Genomic DNA, 18381 nt, shown 5'->3' with positions numbered 1-18381 from the left:
TAATTTGTTTGTATTGTTTAAAATAATTGAAATATGCTTGATTTATTTTTCTAAAAATACGACATATTGCAGTTTATACACCATTTAATTGAAATATTTTAATAAAAACAAGTGATTTTTATAAAACAACACAAAAATTAACCTTAAAAATAAAAATAACAAAAAATACAGGGGATTTTAATACAAGTTTTTAATAAAAACAAAATCATATATTAACCTTAAATTATATGATTTTACCTAAAATTTATAAAAAATTACCCCAAAAAACTGATCAATAACAGAAAAACCCATGAAATTTCATGGGTTTTTAAAAAAATCGTTAAAAAATTTAACTTTTTACGAAAAATAAGCAGATCCTTGAACTACGCCTCTTTTTTCAATTTCTTTATCCATATAGGTTTGAATTGCCGATTTATTAAGTCCCCAGTTAGGCGCAATCAACAAATCCCAATCCGAAATACCAAAAAGCCGCTGAATAACAATATCCGGACGTAATAAAGGGATTAATTCACAAAGTAAATCGGTATATTCTTCGAGAGAAAACAATTTAAAAGGCTCCTTTTTGTACTTAGCGCCCATTATAGATCCTTCTACAACATGAAGGTGATGGAACTTTACAAACTTGATTTGTGGGAAACGGTTAATTTCATGAATGTAACCGTGCATCTGCTCGCGGGTTTCCCACGGGAAGCCAAAAATGGTATGTACGCACAGATCGAGCTTACTATCTTTTAAAAGTTCTACCGCAGCAACAAATTCGCCGTGACTGCAACCCCTGTTGATCTGATCGAGGGTTTCATCATAGATCGATTCCATGCCCATTTCTAAATCTACATCAAAGCGGTCGGTATAACTTTCTAACAAAGCAACCTTTTCTGCATCTATACAATCAGGACGTGTACCTACAGCAAAACCAACAATATCTTCGGTATTAATCGATAGCGCTTCATCATACATCATCTTTAAATAATGTACCGGCGCATAAGTATTGGTGTTTGGCTGAAAATAAACAATATACTTATCGGCTTTATAAGAGGTTTTTGCCCTTAACATGCCTTCGGCAAGCTGATCTTTAATATTTGGATTTTTACGTGAAGGCTCCGGTGTAAAAGAATCTACATTACAATACGTACATCCACCGTAACCTTTGCTACCATCGCGGTTAGGGCAGGTAAAACCACCATCTACAATTACTTTAAATACACGCTGCCCTTTATACTTTTCGCGCAAATGCGTGCCGTAATTTTTATAACCCTTTATCCCTGAATCTACTAGTGTTCCCATTATTTGCAAAAATACGGTTTTTGTTCGAGACGTGAGGTTAGATTTGAGAGATTAGACGTGAGATTTGAGATTGGACTTACAATTAGGGTTTAGGGTTTAGGGTTTAGGGTTTAGGGTTTAGGGTTTAGGGTTTAGGGAAAACAATTCCGAATGGCTAAGTTTTAAAAACATTAATTTCTTTTTAGAAAAGCAAATCCTGTGTTTCATGGCAGTGTTAGTCCCGCCACATGCTCATACGCCCGCAGGCCTTAGGCACAAGGCCGGTATCCGCCATGTCGGGTTTAAATCAATGAGTTCCCTGCACAAAACCAGGTAAACTAAACCCGATGGTAGCGGGCACGGAGTGCAACGAAGTAAAGCGGACAGCGGGGCTTTCGGAACCGATTGAAACAGAACCCTGATTTTCCAATGTGAAACAAGACTTTAGATGTAAGATTTGAGAAGTACCCATGAAGAAAAACAAAAAAGCCAATGGCAATGCGATATTTTTTGGCGTAAAAAAACCTCGCAAGCTTAAAACCCGCGAGGCTTCTTAGTAAATTCTTCATTTCGTACCGTCATCCTGAACTTGTTTCAGGATCTATCCTGCCATTAAGATGCTGAAATAAGTTCAGCAGGACGACCCCGGCTAATCCTGCTGTTCTTTTTTATTAATGAAAAAGTAGACAGGCACACCCAGTAAAACAATCACGAGCCCTGGCCAGGTATACTGCTGTTTATATATTAAAAGCAAAATACAAAATGCCGCTCCTATCAATAAGTAAATAATCGGTGTAACTGGATACAACCAGGTTTTGTAAGGCCTTTCAAGACTGGGTTGTTTTATCCTTAAATAAATAACACCAAAAACAGTAATCATATAAAAGAGCACAATAACAAAAGAGATCATATCTAAAAGATTACCATATTGCCCACTTAAACATAAAGCAGATGCCCAAATGCCCTGCATCCAAAGTGATCTTTCAGGAACTCCATTTTTATTGTTTTTTAATGCTGCTTTAAAAAACATCCCATCTTTTGCCATGGTTTGAAAAACCCTTGCACCTGCTAATACAATTCCATTAACACAACCGAAAGTAGAAATCATGACTAACAATGCAATTACAATTGTGCCGATTCCACTACCGAAAATCTGTTCAGAGGCTGCAACAGCAACCCGATCATTGAGGGCGAAAGCAATACTATCTCTGTTTAGAGTATTGAGATAGATAAAATTGACCAATAAATAAAGAATCATTACTGCCGAAGTACCTAAAACCATAGAACGTACTACATTTTTCTTTGGATTTTCGATTTCTCCCGAAACAAAAGTTACGTTTTCCCAAGCCACACTTGAAAATACCGAACCAACCATGGCCGCTGCAATTCCGCCCATTATTGCCATTCCGGAAATGGATTCCCATCCCGATTTCAGAAAATTGCCGCTCGGATCTGTTTTAAGATTATTGAAAGCATCCCAGCCATAGCCCATATTTCCGGCCCAAAAACTGTTTTTCACCAGAAGAAAGCCTAAAATAATTAAGCCGATTAAAGCAACAATTTTAGACCCAGTAAAAATATTCTGCAGAATTTTACCGCCTTCAACACCTTTTGTATTAATATAGGTTAAAAGCAGAATCACACCGATGGCTAAAATCTGTATCCAGGTAATTTTATAACCGCCGCTTTGAAAAATTGGAGCAGCATCGTTTAAAGCTGGTATTAGATAGGCTGTAAATTTACCAAAAGCAACAGCAACAGCAGCAATAGTGCCGGTTTGAATTACGGTAAACAGACCCCAACCATAAAGAAATCCCATCATTTTGCCGAAAATCTCTTTCAGGTAAGTGTATTGCCCACCTGCTTTGGGAAACATGGAAGAGAGTTCTCCATATGAAATTGCGGCGGCAACTGTCATCACCCCAGTGATCACCCAAACCACAATCAGCCAATAACCGGAACCTAAATTCCGCATGATGTCGGCACTAACAATAAAGATTCCGCTTCCGATCATTGAACCCATTACCAGCATGGTGGCATCAAAAAGGCTTAATTTTCTTTTAGAAGGTCCGTCTTCTTTTTCAATATTCATTTTTAGTTTGGTTTAGTTTGTGGCTAATTTATTTAAAAAAAAGAAAATAGGAGTACTTCGTTTGTATTATTTTAACTGGGCAAAATTTTATTCTACTTCGCATGAAAAATTTAATCACAAGAAAAATATTTTATTATCTTGCTAGATATAAGTACGTAGTTTGGAGAGAAGCGTTTGGCGCTGAACGTTTGAAATAGATTAAACAATTGACCGATTTAAACAGTTAACCAATTACACAACAACATAAACAACTAACCAAATACAAAACCAATTATTAACTATGGATTTTTTACAAAACAATTTAATTTACTGTATTCCGGCGCTGGGCCTTGTCGGGATTATAGTTATGATGATTAAAAGCGCCTGGGTAAATAAGCAAGATGCAGGTGATAAAAACATGCAGGAGCTTGCGGGCTATATCGCCGACGGTGCTATGGCCTTTTTAAAAGCCGAATGGAGGGTATTGAGCATTTTCGCTGTTTTTACAGCCGCGCTCCTAGCTTACTCTGGCACAATTACCGAAATTAAAGGGGTACCTATGCATTCGAGCTGGATTATCTCTATCTCTTTTATTATAGGAGCGGTATTTTCTGCAACTGCGGGTTATATCGGAATGAAATCGGCCACAAAAGCGAATGTTAGAACCACACAGGCGGCCAGAACAAGTTTAAAACAAGCATTAAAAGTTTCTTTTACCGGCGGTACCGTAATGGGCTTAGGCGTAGCCGGTCTTGCTGTTTTAGGTTTAGGTGGTTTATTTATTGTTTTTTTGCAGATATTTCATGTAACCAGTGCCAATAGTGTAGAAATGAGAACTGCTATTGAGGTTTTAACCGGATTTTCATTGGGTGCCGAATCTATTGCCTTATTTGCCCGCGTGGGTGGAGGTATTTATACCAAAGCTGCCGATGTTGGTGCCGATTTAGTGGGTAAAGTTGAGGCTGGAATTCCAGAAGATGACGTACGTAACCCTGCAACCATTGCCGATAATGTAGGCGATAACGTGGGTGATGTTGCAGGTATGGGTGCCGATTTATTTGGCTCATACGTGGCAACGATATTGGCCACCATGGTTTTAGGACAAGAAATTACCGTAACAGATAAATTTGGCGGCATGTCTCCCATCCTTTTGCCAATGGTAATTTGCGGGCTGGGAATTTTATTCTCTATTATAGGTACCTGGTTCGTGACCATTAAAGATGATAAATCAAATGTGCAGAATGCGCTGAACTTAGGCAACTGGTCGTCAATTTTAATAACGGCAGTAGCTTCGTTCTTTATTGTAAAATGGATGCTGCCAGAAACATTAAACTTACGTGGGTATGAATTCTCTAGTATTAATGTGTTTTATGCCATTATTGTTGGTTTAGTAGTAGGTACCATTATGAGTATTGTTACCGAATATTTTACCGCAATGGGCAAAGGTCCTGTAAATTCTATTATCCAACAATCATCAACCGGACATGCCACCAATATTATTGCAGGTTTAGCTGTCGGAATGAAATCGACTGTTATTCCAATTTTGGTTTTAGCAGGCGGGATTATGTTATCGTACCACTTTGCGGGCTTATATGGTGTAGCCATTGCGGCAGCAGGTATGATGGCCACTACAGCTATGCAATTGGCCATTGATGCTTTCGGACCAATTGCAGATAATGCGGGCGGTATTGCCGAAATGAGCCAGTTACCTCCAGAAGTACGCGAACGTACCGATAATTTAGACGCTGTTGGAAATACCACTGCCGCTACCGGTAAAGGATTTGCCATTGCATCTGCAGCCTTAACCTCTTTAGCATTATTTGCAGCTTTTGTAGGCATTGCAGGTATTACGGCAATAGATATATATAAAGCGCCAGTATTAGCAGGATTATTTGTTGGCGGGATGATTCCTTTCATTTTCTCAGCCCTTTGCATCCAGGCGGTGGGTAAAGCGGCAATGGATATGGTTCAGGAAGTTCGTCGCCAGTTTAGGGAAATCCCTGGCATTATGGAGTATAAAGCCAAACCAGAGTACGAAAAATGTGTAGCCATTTCAACCAAAGCATCCATCCGCGAGATGATGATGCCCGGCGCTATTGCTTTAATCACGCCGATAATTATTGGTTTTACTTTTGGTCCTGAAGTTTTAGGTGGATTATTGGCCGGTGTAACCGTTACCGGTGTATTAATGGGGATTTTCCAAAGCAACGCAGGTGGCGCTTGGGATAATGCCAAAAAATCTTTTGAACAAGGCGTAATGATTAATGGCGAAATGCACTACAAAAAATCAGAACCACATAAGGCTTCGGTAACCGGAGATACGGTAGGCGATCCTTTTAAAGATACTTCGGGCCCTTCAATGAACATTTTAATCAAATTAATGTCTATTGTTTCACTCGTTATTGCTCCATACATCGCAGTTAAGGCAATTGCCGGCGAACATAAGCAAGAAGTTCGAAAAGAAATCAGAATTGAGCAAAAAACCGATAGTTTAGGACATACAATTACCGACACTTTAACAAATGCCACCGACACTTTAAGGCGTTAGTTGTAAAAACATTGATAAAATAATAGCTAAAGGGATTTTTAACCAAAATCCCTTTTACATTTCCGTAATTTTTAATTACGTTTGGGGCTGAATTAATCTAAACAAAAACTATAATATGGGTTTATTTACTAAAAAGCCAATGCATCTATTGCTTGAAGAAGCAGGTGATTCAGGCAAAGGCTTAAAGCGCACACTTAGTGCAGGTGCATTAGTTGCATTAGGTGTAGGGGCTATTATTGGTGCCGGGCTATTTGTTCGTACTGCTGCTGCAGCCGCTCAAAATGCTGGACCATCAGTTACAATCGGTTTTATAATAGCTGCAATAGGCTGTGCTTTGGCAGGCTTATGTTATGCCGAGCTCTCTTCTTCTATTCCAATTTCCGGTAGTGCGTATACTTATACCTATGCCACGATGGGCGAACTAATGGCTTGGGTTATTGGATGGGATTTAGTTTTAGAATACGCTGTAGGTGCCGCTACTGTAGGTATAGCCTGGAGTGAATATCTGAATAAACTATTGGTAGAAGTACTGCATACTTCCCCCATACCCTATGAGTGGTGCCACTCACCTTTCCAATCGCATCCAGATGGTACCGTAAATGGAATTATGAATCTTCCTGCCTTGTTTATAGTAGGCTTGTTAAGTTTACTTTTAATTAAAGGAACTTCAGAATCTGCTTTTGTAAACGGTTTAATCGTAATTACCAAAGTGGGTATTGTGATCTTAATTATTGTTTTAGGTTGGGGTTTTATAAACGAATCTAACCACCACCCATACATTCCGGCTGCTACAACTTATGTAGATCATGCAGGTATTAGCCATAGTTTTGGCGGTTTCTGGGGCGTTATTGGCGCTGCCGGAACAGTGTTCTTTGCCTTTATCGGTTTTGATGCGGTAAGTACTGCCGCTCAGGAAACTAAAAATCCTAAAACAGCAATGCCAATTGGTATTTTAGGATCATTAGCAGTTTGTACTGTTTTATACATATTGTTCGCACACGTTTTAACAGGGATCGCACCAGTTGAGTTTTTCAGAACTAAAGGTGGTGAAGCATCTGTGGTAGCTGCAATTAGCGAATATATGACTGGATACTCGTGGTTATCTAAATTAGTAACCGTAGCAATTTTAGCCGGTTTCTCTTCTGTAATCCTGGTGATGTTATTGGGCCAAAGCCGTGTATTTTATTCGATGAGTAAAGATGGTTTATTACCTAAAATGTTCAGCGATTTACACCCTAAATTTAAAACACCTTATAAAGCAAACTTAGTGATCTTGGTAATTGTAGGTTTATTCGCTGCATTTATTCCAGGTGATGTAGTGGGTGATATGACCAGTATCGGTACATTATTTGCATTTATGCTGGTTTGTGTTGCAGTAATCATCTTAAGAAAAACAGATCCGGATCTTCCTCGTCAGTTTAGAACACCTTGGGTACCTTTAATTCCAATTTTGGGTGTTGTTGCCTGTGGTTTAATGATCCTTGGTTTAGGCTGGACAAACTGGTTAAGATTATTTGGCTGGTTAGCTTTAGGATTTATCATTTACTTTGGATACAGTAGAAAGAATTCTCATTTGAAAGACGCTAAATAAGTTATATTTTCAAAAAATTGAAGCCCCGACCGAAAAGTCGGGGCTTTTTTTATGTTAAATAATTGTTAATAAAACTACCTTTGCAAAAAATCGATAACATGTACCGCTATTTTGCCAAATTTAAGATCGTTTATTTATACTTTACTGTTGCTTTGCTATTCATTTCCGCTGCAGGATATGCACAGAGAACGATTAACGATGTAATGGATTCTACCACGGTAAATCATTTGCTCATTATTTCTAAGAAATATGGTTCATTATCGTTTAGCGGATACCTGCAGCCTCAATTCCAGGTAGCACAGGCAAATGGCGCTCAGGCAGAATACCAGGGCGGAAACTTTGGTGAGTTTACAAACAATAGGTTTAGGTTAAGAAGAGGGCGTTTAAGAGCAGATTATATGATGCTAACGGACGATGGCAGTCCTTCTACCTATTTTGTACTTCAGTTTGATGGTACAGAACAGGGTGTAGCGATAAGGGATTTTTGGGGCCGTTACTACGAAAATAAATGGAAAATATTGGCGGTTACTTTAGGCCTTTCTGGTCGTCCGTTTGGGAATGAGCTACAATTATCTTCTTCAGTAAGGGAAGCGCCTGAGCGTGGCCGAATGTCGCAGATTTTAATGAAAACAGAACGTGATCTGGGGGTTACCTTTACCTTAAACCCGCGCTGGAAAGATGCCCGATTGAAAAATTTTGTATTCGATTTTGGTATTTACAACGGACAGGGCTTAGCTGGTAGCGGAGAATTTGACAACAGCAAGGATTTTATCTTCAGATTAAGCCACAAAACCTATGCTTTTAAAAACTTTACCATTGCGGGCGGTATCAGTACGTTACAAGGCGGTTTAAATCATCGGTTGCCCGTAAGCTATAAAATGGATAGAAGCAACGATCAATGGAGAATGGTTAAGGACTCATCCGCTTCAACCATTAATAAGGTTGCTCCACGGAGATATTATGGTGCAGATATTCAATTGGCCACAAAAACCAAGAGCTGGAAATCTGAATTAAGGGCCGAAGTGGTATCAGGTTTGCAAACAGCTACTTCAACAACATCAACCACACCTGGCTCCTACCCTGTTGATAGCAAATCGATAGCCTTACCCTATTACACCAGAACCTTTAATGGTGCTTATCTTACTTTTATACAAACCTTAAATAGTACCGACAATCAAATTATCTTAAAATACGATTGGTATGATCCAAATTCGAAGGTAAAAGGGCTTGATATTTCCAGCGCCCAGGGACTTTCGCCAGCGGATGTTCGTTTTGATACTTTTGGCTTTGGTTTTTTACACCACTTTAATCCACATTTTAAAGCGGTGCTTTATTATGATATCATTAAAAACGAATCGACCCAAATTCAGGGCTATACAGCTGACAGAAAAGACAATGTGCTTACTTTAAGAACACAGTTCTATTTCTAATAAATAACAGTACAATGGAGGAATTGATACAAATTCCGCTACCTTTGCTTAAAATTGCGCTGCTATGAAATTCGATTTTATGACGTTCAACTTAAGCCAGATCCTATCGACAACGATGGTGCTCTTTGCTATTATCGATATTTTGGGGGCCATTCCCGTTGTGATCGAACTGCGTAGAAAAGCTGGTCATATCGAATCAGAAAAAGCATCGCTTGTGGCTACCGGATTAATGATCCTCTTTTTATTTGTTGGAGAATCCTTATTGAAAGTAATTGGATTAGATGTAGAATCTTTTGCCATTGCCGGTTCTTTCGTGATCTTTTTTATCGCCATGGAAATGGTACTGGGATTAACGATTTTTAAAGAAGAAGCGCCAGAAACAGTCTCCATCGTTCCATTGGCCTTCCCTTTAATTGCCGGAGCTGGAACAATGACGACCCTACTTTCGCTTAAAACAGAATACCATACCCAGAATATTTTAGTGGGCATTATACTCAATATGTTGTTTGTTTACTTTGTATTGAAAAATACCAACAGACTGGAAAAACTTTTCGGAAAATCGGGCTTGAACATCCTACGTAAAGCCTTTGGGGTAATTTTATTGGCTATTGCCATTAAATTGTTCAGAAATAATACGGGGCTTTAGCAGGTCCAGCCAGATCGTCATTTCGACTGAAGCCTACCAATTCTTCATTGGTAGCGAAATGGAGAAATCTTTAAGTTTGAAGATTTCTCCTCCGAAAGAGTTCCTTTGGAACACTACGGTCAAAATGACGATCACATTATTAAATGACAATCCTCCAATCAATCTGTAACAATAATTCCGTATATTCATCTAAACATAAAGCTTACATCATGAACAGCTTTGAAGAATATACCCTAATTATTGGAGCAATAGCCGTTTTAATCGAAGCGGTAAAATACTTCAAAAAGAATTTCAGATCCTGGTTTGAACATACGTAGAGTGGGTCGTCATCTCGACTGAAGCGCAGCGAAATGGAGAGATCTATCGAGTTAGATCTAGCTTCGCTGAGCCTTCGGGTTCTCGACTGCGTTGCACCCGATCGCTATCGGGTTCGCTCGAAATGACGGTATTTCGAAGAAAAATTAATAGAACTTAGTTTAAACACCCCGATCCTGAAATCCCAAAATCTTCTAATCCTGGCGCTTAATCAACCTCGCCACAAACATCGTATCGGCATTGTTTTCATAGCCTTTTATCAACTCCATCTTTTCCAGTTCTAATGGAAAAGTATCAACCATATGCTGAACAATGGCTTCGTTTTCTTCGGCAAAGGCAGAGCAGGTAATGTAAATCAAGGGCTTACCCGGCTTTAAATATTTTACAATATTTTGGACAATTCCCTTCTGTATACTGGCAAATTGACTGATTTTCCGTTCCTCGAAAAATGTAAGCATTTCAGGTGTTCTACCCCATGTTCCGGAACCTGTGCAGGGCGCATCTAAAATGATCCCATCAAACTGATAATGGTGCAACACCTGATCGTTATTCTGTAAAAGATCCAGTTCCTTTTTATGGTACTTTTTGATCCCGGCTAAGCGGAAACGTTCATCTAAATTTAAGAGTACACTTTCTCTCAGATCAGAAACCAATAGCTCGATCACAGGCTCCAAACTATGTAACAGAAGTGTTTTCCCACCAGAAGCTGCACAGCAATCCCACCATTTATCCCATTTGTTCGGTTTAAAATAATTGCCTGTATGCTGAGAAGATAAATCCTGAACCTGATAACCGCCTTCTCTTAAAACGGTTTCGAGCTTAGTTCCGTTAGGCAAAGCCAGAGCAGTTTCAGAAATCGCTTTAACCGCAATGTTTTCATCTGCTAATTTTGCAATAATAGCTGCAGATTCTTCTGCTGCCACCCTGATAAACAGATCCGGCTGTTTGAAGAATGAGGTGCAAAATGCTTCCCGATCTAATCCATCAGATAGATTTGCGTGAAACGGATATACCTCCTGCAAATCAAAATCCGGATACCTGGTTTTAATGATGGATATTTTTTCTTCCAGCGGCAGTGTAATACTTTCCTTTAATTCCGGCAGATTTTTCTCTACAATTAGGCTAAGCGTATCGTGGCACAAGAAATCGGCAATGCTCAAACGTTCTTCCTGTGGAAGTGTAGATAAGGCCTTACCTAATCTAAAAAAGCTGTAAATATGACGTGTAGCCCATCTCCTATCGGATGACCCCATTTGCTTATGCTGCTTAAAATAGGTGGGCAGAAAACGATGCAAGGGCAAACTTCCATCATAATTACTCAAAATCTGTTCAAAGGCTCTTAACTGATGATCTGCTCTCATGCAATAATAAAATGGAAGAAAAAATTATGGAATTACTCAACTATGTTTAACGCAAAGTTTTTAAACTTCAGTAGCATTAAACTGGTGTTAATATAGCCTAATTTTTCATCATGGATAAATGAAAAGTTATTATGGAGGCCTTTATATTTATCTTTTACTAAATACACTCTATAATCTTCGCCGTAAGCAGATAACAGTTTACCAAAGTAGTAGCCAACATCAAAGCCCTTAAAAGCGTATTCTCCAGGCTCAAATCCATACCTGTAGCGGTATTTTTTAATAAAGGCAACAACTGCGCTGCTTTTGTAGTCTATTTTATAAGAAGAACTGATAATGGTATTTAAATCTTGTAATTTATCGGTAGGATAATTCTGTTTTACCCAATTAGGATGACCAAATAGATTAATACTATAACCACCTGTAGGTAGATGCTTTAATTTATACAGTTTTTCTACTGTTGGCAATACAAAAGTCCGGTCGGATGAGGTAAGCACCACGGCATATTCTTTGCCTTTGATCATTTTTGTTTCAAAAGCATAGGCCGAAGCATACTCCTGTAGCACAAACTTAGTATTGGTTTGAAAATAGTTCCTGATCGGTGCTGCAAATTGCTCGTCTTCTGTTTTCTTAGGGTTAATTAATACCACTATCGTATTGGCAGGATTATAGCTTTTAGCAATGTATGTGGCTATCTTTTTCCCGTGTAAAGCAATATTATTTACAATAGACACGAGATTTGGATTATTAAATTCAGCAGGTTCGGAAGCGGCCAAAGGAGATACAATGATTGCATTATTTTCTTTGGCATAATTGGAGATGAACTTTAATCCATCTGGAAAAACAGGGCCAATAATTAAATTGCTTTGTTTAAAACGTTCATTTTTGTACAAGACAGATATATGTGCATTATCATCCTGTGTATCAAAAACATTGAGTTTAAAATTTAAACCCTGGGCAGCGGCAGAATCCAATCCCAATTTAAAGCCCTGATAAAAATCGATCGGCATGGCATATTTCTCAATATCGGCCTTTGTGGCTGTTTTTAAATTCAGCTCATTAAGTTTAAAGGGAACAAGCAAGGAAACACTTGCCTGAGAAAACTTTTTGATAGGCTTTTTCTCTTCTGGCTTTTCTTTTTCAACCGGTTTACCCGTTTCGGGCTTGGGTGTCTTGATTTTAGGCGAACAAGCACCCAAAACTACTGTAAACAAAACCACCAACCAATAAACCCTCTTAAAATTCATACCTATCATTTTTAACAAAATATGCTAGCAAAGTTTATTCCACCTTGCTAGCATAACATTTATTTTATGCAGTTTGGACTAAAAACTCCAAACTGAAAACTTATAACTGAATTATTCCCACTCGATAGTTGCAGGTGGTTTAGAGCTGATATCGTATACCACTCTATTGATCCCTTTAACTTTATTGATAATTTCGTTTGAGATTTTAGCCAATACCGGGTAAGGTAAATGGCACCAATCTGCAGTCATCCCATCAAGTGATTCAACTGCTCTTAATGCAATTACATTTTCGTAAGTACGCTCATCGCCCATTACCCCTACAGATCTTACAGGTAAGAAAATAGCACCTGCCTGCCATACTTTATCGTAAAGGCCTGCTTCTTTTAAATTGTCGATATAAATTTTATCGGCATCTTGTAAAATGGCTACTTTTTCTGGAGTAACTTCTCCGATAATGCGGATGCCTAAGCCTGGGCCCGGAAATGGGTGACGGCCTAAAATAAACGATTCTAACCCTAAAGTGGTACCTACTCTTCTTACTTCATCTTTGAATAAAGTTTTAAGTGGTTCTACAACTTTAAGTTTCATAAAATCTGGCAAACCGCCTACATTATGATGCGATTTAATGGTTGCCGACGGCCCTTTAACCGAAACTGATTCAATGATATCAGGGTAAATTGTGCCTTGGGCCAACCACTTTACATCCTGGATCAGGTGAGATTCTTCGTCGAAAACTTCGATGAATACACGGCCAATTATTTTACGTTTTGTTTCGGGATCTTCTACTCCAGCCAACTGGCCCAAGAATTTGTCTTTAGCATCAACGCCTTTAATGTTTAGTCCGAAATCTTTGTATTGCTCTAAAACACTTTCATATTCATTTTTACGCAATAAACCGTTATCAACAAATATACAGTGTAGGTTTGTGCCGATGGCTTTATGCAAAAGTACCGCAGCAACACTACTATCAACACCACCTGAAAGTGCCAAAACAACTTTATCGTTACCTACAGTAGCTTTAATATCGGCAATGGTAGTTTCAACAAAAGCAGCAGAAGTCCAGTCCTGGCTGCATCCGCAAATATCAACCAAGAAGTTTTCTAAAAGGATTTTTCCATCAACACTGTGTGTTACCTCAGGGTGAAACTGAATGGCATAAGTATCTGAATCTTTAATATGGTAAGCTGCTACTTTTACGCTATCGGTACTGGCAATCAACTCAAAGTTTTCAGGAATATCGGTAATGGTATCGCCATGGCTCATCCAAACTTGCGAGTCGATGTTGATCCCTTTAAATAATTTATTCTCCTGGTTTACAAAATTCAAATTAGCGCGGCCATATTCGCGTGTTGAAGATGGCTGAACTGCACCACCCGAATGTTGGGCAATATATTGTGCACCATAACAAACAGCCAATAATGGATATTTTAAATGGTATTTCGATAAATCGATCTGAGGTGCATCTTCCTGGCGAACAGAGTAAGGACTACCCGAAAATATAACTCCTTTTACATCAGGCGTAACCTCAGGAAGATTATTATATGGATATATTTCACAGTAAATATTTAGTTCGCGAACCCTACGAGCGATGAGTTGTGTAAATTGCGAACCAAAATCGACGATAATGATTTTTTCTTGCATCCGCAAAGGTACCAATTAGATATGAGATTTGAGGTCGCAGATTTGAGATTTTTAGTAGTGTGCGGAGAGTTTTGAGCAGAGGGCATGGCGATAAGCGTTTAGCGCGAGGCGTTTGGTGGCGATTAACCGATTTAAACAATTAACCGATTAATCAGTATACAACTTGCAGTCAGCGATGAATTAATACCAATAAACAATAATCACCAAACAACCTTTAATCCTGCAGATTGGTATTTACTGATATTTTCATCTTTGCTAATTAAGGTTATATCTTTTTGAATAGCTTGCCATATTAACATCCTATCAAAAGGGTCTCTATGCCAAGTGGCATTTAACTTATAATGACTTGCTGCTGATTCTGGCGAAACTGGCATTAAGTCAAAACCCAAATCTTTTGCTTGCCTCATCAATTCATTAGGTTCTAAACCGATGAGATTGAGTTTACCCAGTGCATATTTAAGTGATATTTCCCAAAGACTAATGGCACTTATAAAAATTGTATTTTCGTTATTTTCAATTATAGAAATTGCCTTTTCTGAAAGCCTTTTCGGATCAATTATCGTCCACAAAAACACATGTGTATCCAACAAGTAAATCATAGCCCTAGTAGCTCTTCGTCTGTCATTGCAAAATCGTCGTTAAAAATCACTTTAGCCTTACCTTCCAAAGGACCTAATTTTCTTTTAGTTTTACTTTTACCTGATTCTGGAAGAAAATAGCCAATAATCTCTTTTTTTCTTCCATAAGTTACGGCAATACCAATACCTGCTTTAACATCTTCAAGCACTTCAGAAAAGTGAGCTTTAAATTCTCCAACTGACATTGTTTTCATAGTTAAATATTTATAATCAAATATAAACAAAACTTGTCAAGTTGTCAAGATGAAACTAAGTTATGTTTTAGATATAAACTTTAATGAGCTGATGTACAACTTGCAGTCACCAATGAACTAATGACAAATGAACCACTAAACCTCTACGATTCCATCAAAATCACCTCAACCCCAAATTTCCGTAAAAAGTCTACTCCTTCATCGCTGGGCAAACCTTTGTAAGCCGCATACGATTTAGAATAATAAACCAATTTAATTCCTGATGATAAAATTAACCGGGCACAGGCAATACAAGGCGACAAGGTGGTATATAAAGTACAGCCTTCTATCTTCGATCCGTTTTTAGAAGCGTACAGAATCGCATTTTCTTCAGCGTGTAAGGCCAAAGAACAACTCCCCTTACTATCGCGTGCACAGCCATGCTCTGGCCATTCCTCGTCGCAATTGTGCGTACCAGCCGGTGGACCATTATAACCGATAGAAATAATACGGGTATCCTTTGTTAAAACTGCCCCTACATGGGCACGTACGCAATGCGAACGGGCTGCCAAATCGGTGGCAAGGTTCATAAATATCGAATCGAAGCTTGGTTTATCTGCCATTATAAAAATTAAAAAAGCCACAAAGAAATAAATCTCTGTGGCTGCAAAATTACTTTATTAAAAATTAATGTCCGCCAGAAAGTTTCTTATCGAAAGAAATTCCCTGCGATCTTAAAATTCCACTTACTCTCCAGGCATAAAATGCCAGGTAGGCAAAACAGATAATTCCTACAACATAGCTGTATTGAATACCTGTAAATTCTGATACTGCACCTTGTGCCCAGCTAATAATACCACCGCCCATAATCATCATAATTAAGAAGCTACTTCCCTGACTGGTGTGTTTACCTAAACCGCTTACTGCCAGGGTAAAAATACAAGGCCATAAAGTGCTACAGAATAAGCCTACACTGGTAATGGCATAAACACTTACCATTCCTTTAGTAAACATTCCGATTAATAGTGCAGTAATACCAATTGCCGAAAAAATCAATAACATTCTGGCTGGATTACCTTTACTCGCCATATCAGCAGCAATTAATACCAATATAATTAAACCGTATACATAAAATGGAGCAAGATCATGTTTTGCTATAGCGTTTACGGCTAAGAAAATACCAAAAGCTAAATATGGTGCAATAAAACGTAATACTTTTTGTGTGCTGATATTATCAGTAAAAGCTTCAACAGCACCTGTCCAACGTCCAATCATCATACTTGCCCAATACAATGAAATATAAGGGGCAATATCTTTAATAGCAAAGCCTAAATCTTTCTCCATGTAAGCAGGCAGGTTACTTGCGGTAGAAACCTCAACACCTACGTAAACAAAAATAGCAATCATCCCTAAAACCAATTGTGGATATTGCAAAGCAGATCCCTTAATCGATTTAGTATCATCAACTGAGGCTTCCACCAAAGCAGGTCGATCAGGCAACGACGACATTTTCAAGAAAATAGCAACGGCAATAAAAGCAACGCCCAAAATTAAATATGGAATTTTAACACTTTCTACACTGATATTGGTTGATGCATTTGCTGCAGAACCGAAAATAGCAAAACTCACAATTAGCGGGCCGATAGTAGTACCAAAGTTATTGATACCGCCAGCCAACGTTAAACGTTGCGAGCCGGTTGTAATCGGACCTAATGCAATTGCCAATGGATTCGCCACTGTTTGTTGTAATGAAAAACCCAAGGCTACGATAAACAAACCCGAAAGCATTAAAGGGAACGAGTGGAGGTTTGCAGCTGGATAAAACAATAAGGTTCCAAGTGCCGAAATAACCAGGCCAAGCGCAAGCGAATTTTTATAACCCAGTTTGTTTACAATATCTTGTCCTATTATAACAGAAATACCGTTATAAATTAAAGCACCCACTGTATAAGCAATATAAAATGCCAATGAAACCAATTGACTTTCGGCTTGCGATAAATCAAAAGCTTTTTTAAATACCGGTATTAAAATGTCATTACTGGCGGCTACAAAGCCCCAAAAAAAGAATACCGTAACCAAAGGAATAAATTGCCCCCATTTGGTTTGTGTTTGTTCTGAACTCATTTTTTAAATTTAGTTTTAGTGGCTCTAAACATAAATAAAAAAAAATGAAAACCAGTAAATTTTATGCAACCTATGCAACAAAAATAAATGTTATATGTTTAGGTATAAAATTGCATATTCGCATATTATAAACAATACAATGCATGTTTGAAGCCATATTACTAGGTATAGGAGCAGGGATTATTTCGTCGTTTTTAACAGGGCCGGTATTTTTTGCAATGATCAAAACCAGCATAGAGAGGGGCTTCAAAGCTGGGTTTTCTTTAGCTGTTGGCGTAATTATTAGTGATGTGATCTTAATTGGATTAGTCCTTTTTGGGAGCCAGTTTTTCGATTATAAAGCAGAATTTGATAAATATGTAGGCACCATTGGGGGCCTATTTTTGTTAGCCGTAGGTATATATTACCTGGTTTCTAAAATAACCGTGCACTATAATAGTTCAACGCTTCAAAAAGTAAGTAAGCGGGGTTATGTGATAAAAGGATTTTTAATGTGCATCCTCACCCCCTCTACCTTAATGTTCTGGATTATTGTAAGTGGGATCATCTCGGTTAAATTGAACAACATGCTGAACGAAAAACTCGTCTGCTTTTTTATCGCCATGGCCACCCAATTGAGCATAGATGGTGCAAAGAGTTTCTATTCGAGTAAACTCCGTTATAAAATAAAAGAAGATGCACTGAAGAAACTCAATAAAATCGCAGGTGTGGTCATCATCTTTTTTGCCATTTGGCTCATCGTTAAAACTTACATTAAGTTTTACGCATAGGTTTTACCAAAGATTATAAACAAATCGCCGTATACACGTTTTATTGTTAGCCACGGAGACACAGAACACACGGATTTCCTCATGTTTTTGTCACCCTGAGCGGAGTCGAAGGGCAGACACGAGATATAAATAATCCCCGCCGCCGTGGTTCGTGTCCTCACGAACCGCTAAAATCATCAATTTCTTTTCTCCAATATCAGGAGCAACATTAAAACAGATCCTAAAATAAATTACCTGCGGTGAGCTTGCTAAAGGCTCGGTTTACTGCGTAGTTTTCCGCTGCGCCACTTTGGTAAACAATCGAACCTTCACGAAGGTAATTAATTGTGTTTTGGTGGTTAAAAGTTTTGAAAAGCAGGTACAGTGCTACTATTATCGTTAGTCCTGCCAATGCTTCAAGTCCTCACTCGTTCCTCGCTCCGGGCTTTACGCGAATGTCAGGTTTAGATTGGCGAAGACAGCGGTAAAATTGCCGTGGTTCGTGTCCTCACGAACCGCTAAAATCATCAATTTCTTTTCTCCAATATCAGGAGCAACATTAAAACAGATCCTAAAATAAATTACCT

At 38.4% G+C, this 18381-nt stretch carries 14 protein-coding genes; 5 read left to right on the top strand and 9 right to left on the bottom strand.

Features of this window, described 5'->3' with window-relative positions; translation table 11 throughout:
• Window positions 1-336 precede the first annotated feature (336 nt).
• Together mnmL and AC07VK_RS24135 are read right to left on the bottom strand one after the other, a co-directional pair.
• Window positions 337-1284 (bottom strand): tRNA modification radical SAM protein MnmL/YtqA, encoded by a 948-nt coding sequence (mnmL, locus tag AC07VK_RS24140; RefSeq protein WP_108198438.1) that lies wholly within the window; start codon window positions 1282-1284, stop codon window positions 337-339.
• A 628-nt stretch (window positions 1285-1912) separates the two neighbouring features.
• The gene (locus AC07VK_RS24135) at window positions 1913-3355 is read right to left on the bottom strand and encodes an APC family permease (protein ID WP_492960682.1); all 1443 of its coding nucleotides are present in this window, start codon (window positions 3353-3355) and stop codon (window positions 1913-1915) included.
• A gap of 280 nt (window positions 3356-3635) precedes the next feature.
• Here AC07VK_RS24135 and AC07VK_RS24130 point away from each other — a divergent pair, with 280 nt between their 5' ends.
• The 4 genes from AC07VK_RS24130 (at window position 3636) to AC07VK_RS24115 (ending at window position 9549) form a co-directional block, all read left to right on the top strand.
• Complete coding sequence (locus AC07VK_RS24130) at window positions 3636-5882, top strand: sodium-translocating pyrophosphatase (protein ID WP_492960680.1); 2247 nt, start codon at window positions 3636-3638, stop codon at window positions 5880-5882.
• A gap of 115 nt (window positions 5883-5997) precedes the next feature.
• Window positions 5998-7473 carry an amino acid permease gene (locus AC07VK_RS24125; RefSeq protein WP_492956059.1) on the top strand — a complete coding sequence of 492 codons (1476 nt, stop codon included), beginning with the start codon at window positions 5998-6000 and terminating at the stop codon, window positions 7471-7473.
• A gap of 80 nt (window positions 7474-7553) precedes the next feature.
• On the top strand, window positions 7554-8903 hold the full coding sequence (locus AC07VK_RS24120) for a porin (protein WP_492960678.1): 1350 nt from the start codon (window positions 7554-7556) through the stop codon (window positions 8901-8903).
• 79 nt (window positions 8904-8982) lie between these two features.
• On the top strand, window positions 8983-9549 hold the full coding sequence (locus tag AC07VK_RS24115) for a MarC family protein (RefSeq protein ID WP_029274105.1): 567 nt from the start codon (window positions 8983-8985) through the stop codon (window positions 9547-9549).
• 509 nt (window positions 9550-10058) lie between these two features.
• Here the strand turns inward: AC07VK_RS24115 and AC07VK_RS24110 are convergent.
• The 7 genes from AC07VK_RS24110 to AC07VK_RS24080 form a co-directional block, all read right to left on the bottom strand.
• The gene (locus AC07VK_RS24110) at window positions 10059-11225 is read right to left on the bottom strand and encodes an RsmB/NOP family class I SAM-dependent RNA methyltransferase (protein WP_492960676.1); all 1167 of its coding nucleotides are present in this window, start codon (window positions 11223-11225) and stop codon (window positions 10059-10061) included.
• A 32-nt stretch (window positions 11226-11257) separates the two neighbouring features.
• Window positions 11258-12469 (bottom strand): ABC transporter substrate-binding protein, encoded by a 1212-nt coding sequence (locus tag AC07VK_RS24105; RefSeq protein ID WP_492960674.1) that lies wholly within the window; start codon window positions 12467-12469, stop codon window positions 11258-11260.
• A gap of 111 nt (window positions 12470-12580) precedes the next feature.
• Window positions 12581-14110: a glutamine-hydrolyzing GMP synthase gene (gene guaA / locus AC07VK_RS24100; protein ID WP_492960672.1), complete on the bottom strand. Its 1530-nt coding sequence runs from the start codon at window positions 14108-14110 to the stop codon at window positions 12581-12583.
• 200 nt (window positions 14111-14310) lie between these two features.
• A complete protein-coding gene (locus tag AC07VK_RS24095) occupies window positions 14311-14697 on the bottom strand; it encodes a type II toxin-antitoxin system VapC family toxin (protein ID WP_494939843.1) in 387 nt (128 codons plus the stop codon).
• 8 nt (window positions 14698-14705) lie between these two features.
• The gene (locus AC07VK_RS24090) at window positions 14706-14942 is read right to left on the bottom strand and encodes a type II toxin-antitoxin system Phd/YefM family antitoxin (protein ID WP_492956053.1); all 237 of its coding nucleotides are present in this window, start codon (window positions 14940-14942) and stop codon (window positions 14706-14708) included.
• Between the two features lie 143 nt (window positions 14943-15085).
• A complete protein-coding gene (locus AC07VK_RS24085) occupies window positions 15086-15544 on the bottom strand; it encodes a deoxycytidylate deaminase (RefSeq protein WP_265851793.1) in 459 nt (152 codons plus the stop codon).
• Window positions 15545-15608: 64 nt separating this feature from the next.
• Complete coding sequence (locus AC07VK_RS24080) at window positions 15609-17045, bottom strand: MFS transporter (RefSeq protein ID WP_057932786.1); 1437 nt, start codon at window positions 17043-17045, stop codon at window positions 15609-15611.
• 143 nt (window positions 17046-17188) lie between these two features.
• On the opposite strand from AC07VK_RS24080, the gene AC07VK_RS24075 reads away from it, so the two are divergent.
• Window positions 17189-17815, top strand: a complete 627-nt coding sequence (locus AC07VK_RS24075) for a LysE family translocator (protein ID WP_492956052.1) — start codon at window positions 17189-17191, stop codon at window positions 17813-17815.
• Window positions 17816-18381 lie beyond the last annotated feature (566 nt).

The sequence above is a fragment of the Pedobacter sp. GW821-FHT01D05 genome, from assembly GCF_059422505.1.
Note: the sequence above shows the minus strand (reverse complement) of the source record. Positions and strands in the feature narration are given on the sequence as shown.

What these genes read in the sequence shown, in the direction of transcription:
- mnmL (WP_108198438.1), bottom strand. Translation starts at nt 1,284, where the DNA reads ATGGGAACACTAGTAGATTCAGGGATAAAGGGTTATAAAAATTACGGC.
- AC07VK_RS24135 (WP_492960682.1), bottom strand. Translation starts at nt 3,355, where the DNA reads ATGAATATTGAAAAAGAAGACGGACCTTCTAAAAGAAAATTAAGCCTT.
- AC07VK_RS24130 (WP_492960680.1), top strand. Translation starts at nt 3,636, where the DNA reads ATGGATTTTTTACAAAACAATTTAATTTACTGTATTCCGGCGCTGGGC.
- AC07VK_RS24125 (WP_492956059.1), top strand. Translation starts at nt 5,998, where the DNA reads ATGGGTTTATTTACTAAAAAGCCAATGCATCTATTGCTTGAAGAAGCA.
- AC07VK_RS24115 (WP_029274105.1), top strand. Translation starts at nt 8,983, where the DNA reads ATGACGTTCAACTTAAGCCAGATCCTATCGACAACGATGGTGCTCTTT.
- AC07VK_RS24110 (WP_492960676.1), bottom strand. Translation starts at nt 11,225, where the DNA reads ATGAGAGCAGATCATCAGTTAAGAGCCTTTGAACAGATTTTGAGTAAT.
- AC07VK_RS24105 (WP_492960674.1), bottom strand. Translation starts at nt 12,469, where the DNA reads ATGAATTTTAAGAGGGTTTATTGGTTGGTGGTTTTGTTTACAGTAGTT.
- guaA (WP_492960672.1), bottom strand. Translation starts at nt 14,110, where the DNA reads ATGCAAGAAAAAATCATTATCGTCGATTTTGGTTCGCAATTTACACAA.
- AC07VK_RS24090 (WP_492956053.1), bottom strand. Translation starts at nt 14,942, where the DNA reads ATGAAAACAATGTCAGTTGGAGAATTTAAAGCTCACTTTTCTGAAGTG.
- AC07VK_RS24085 (WP_265851793.1), bottom strand. Translation starts at nt 15,544, where the DNA reads ATGGCAGATAAACCAAGCTTCGATTCGATATTTATGAACCTTGCCACC.
- AC07VK_RS24080 (WP_057932786.1), bottom strand. Translation starts at nt 17,045, where the DNA reads ATGAGTTCAGAACAAACACAAACCAAATGGGGGCAATTTATTCCTTTG.
- AC07VK_RS24075 (WP_492956052.1), top strand. Translation starts at nt 17,189, where the DNA reads ATGTTTGAAGCCATATTACTAGGTATAGGAGCAGGGATTATTTCGTCG.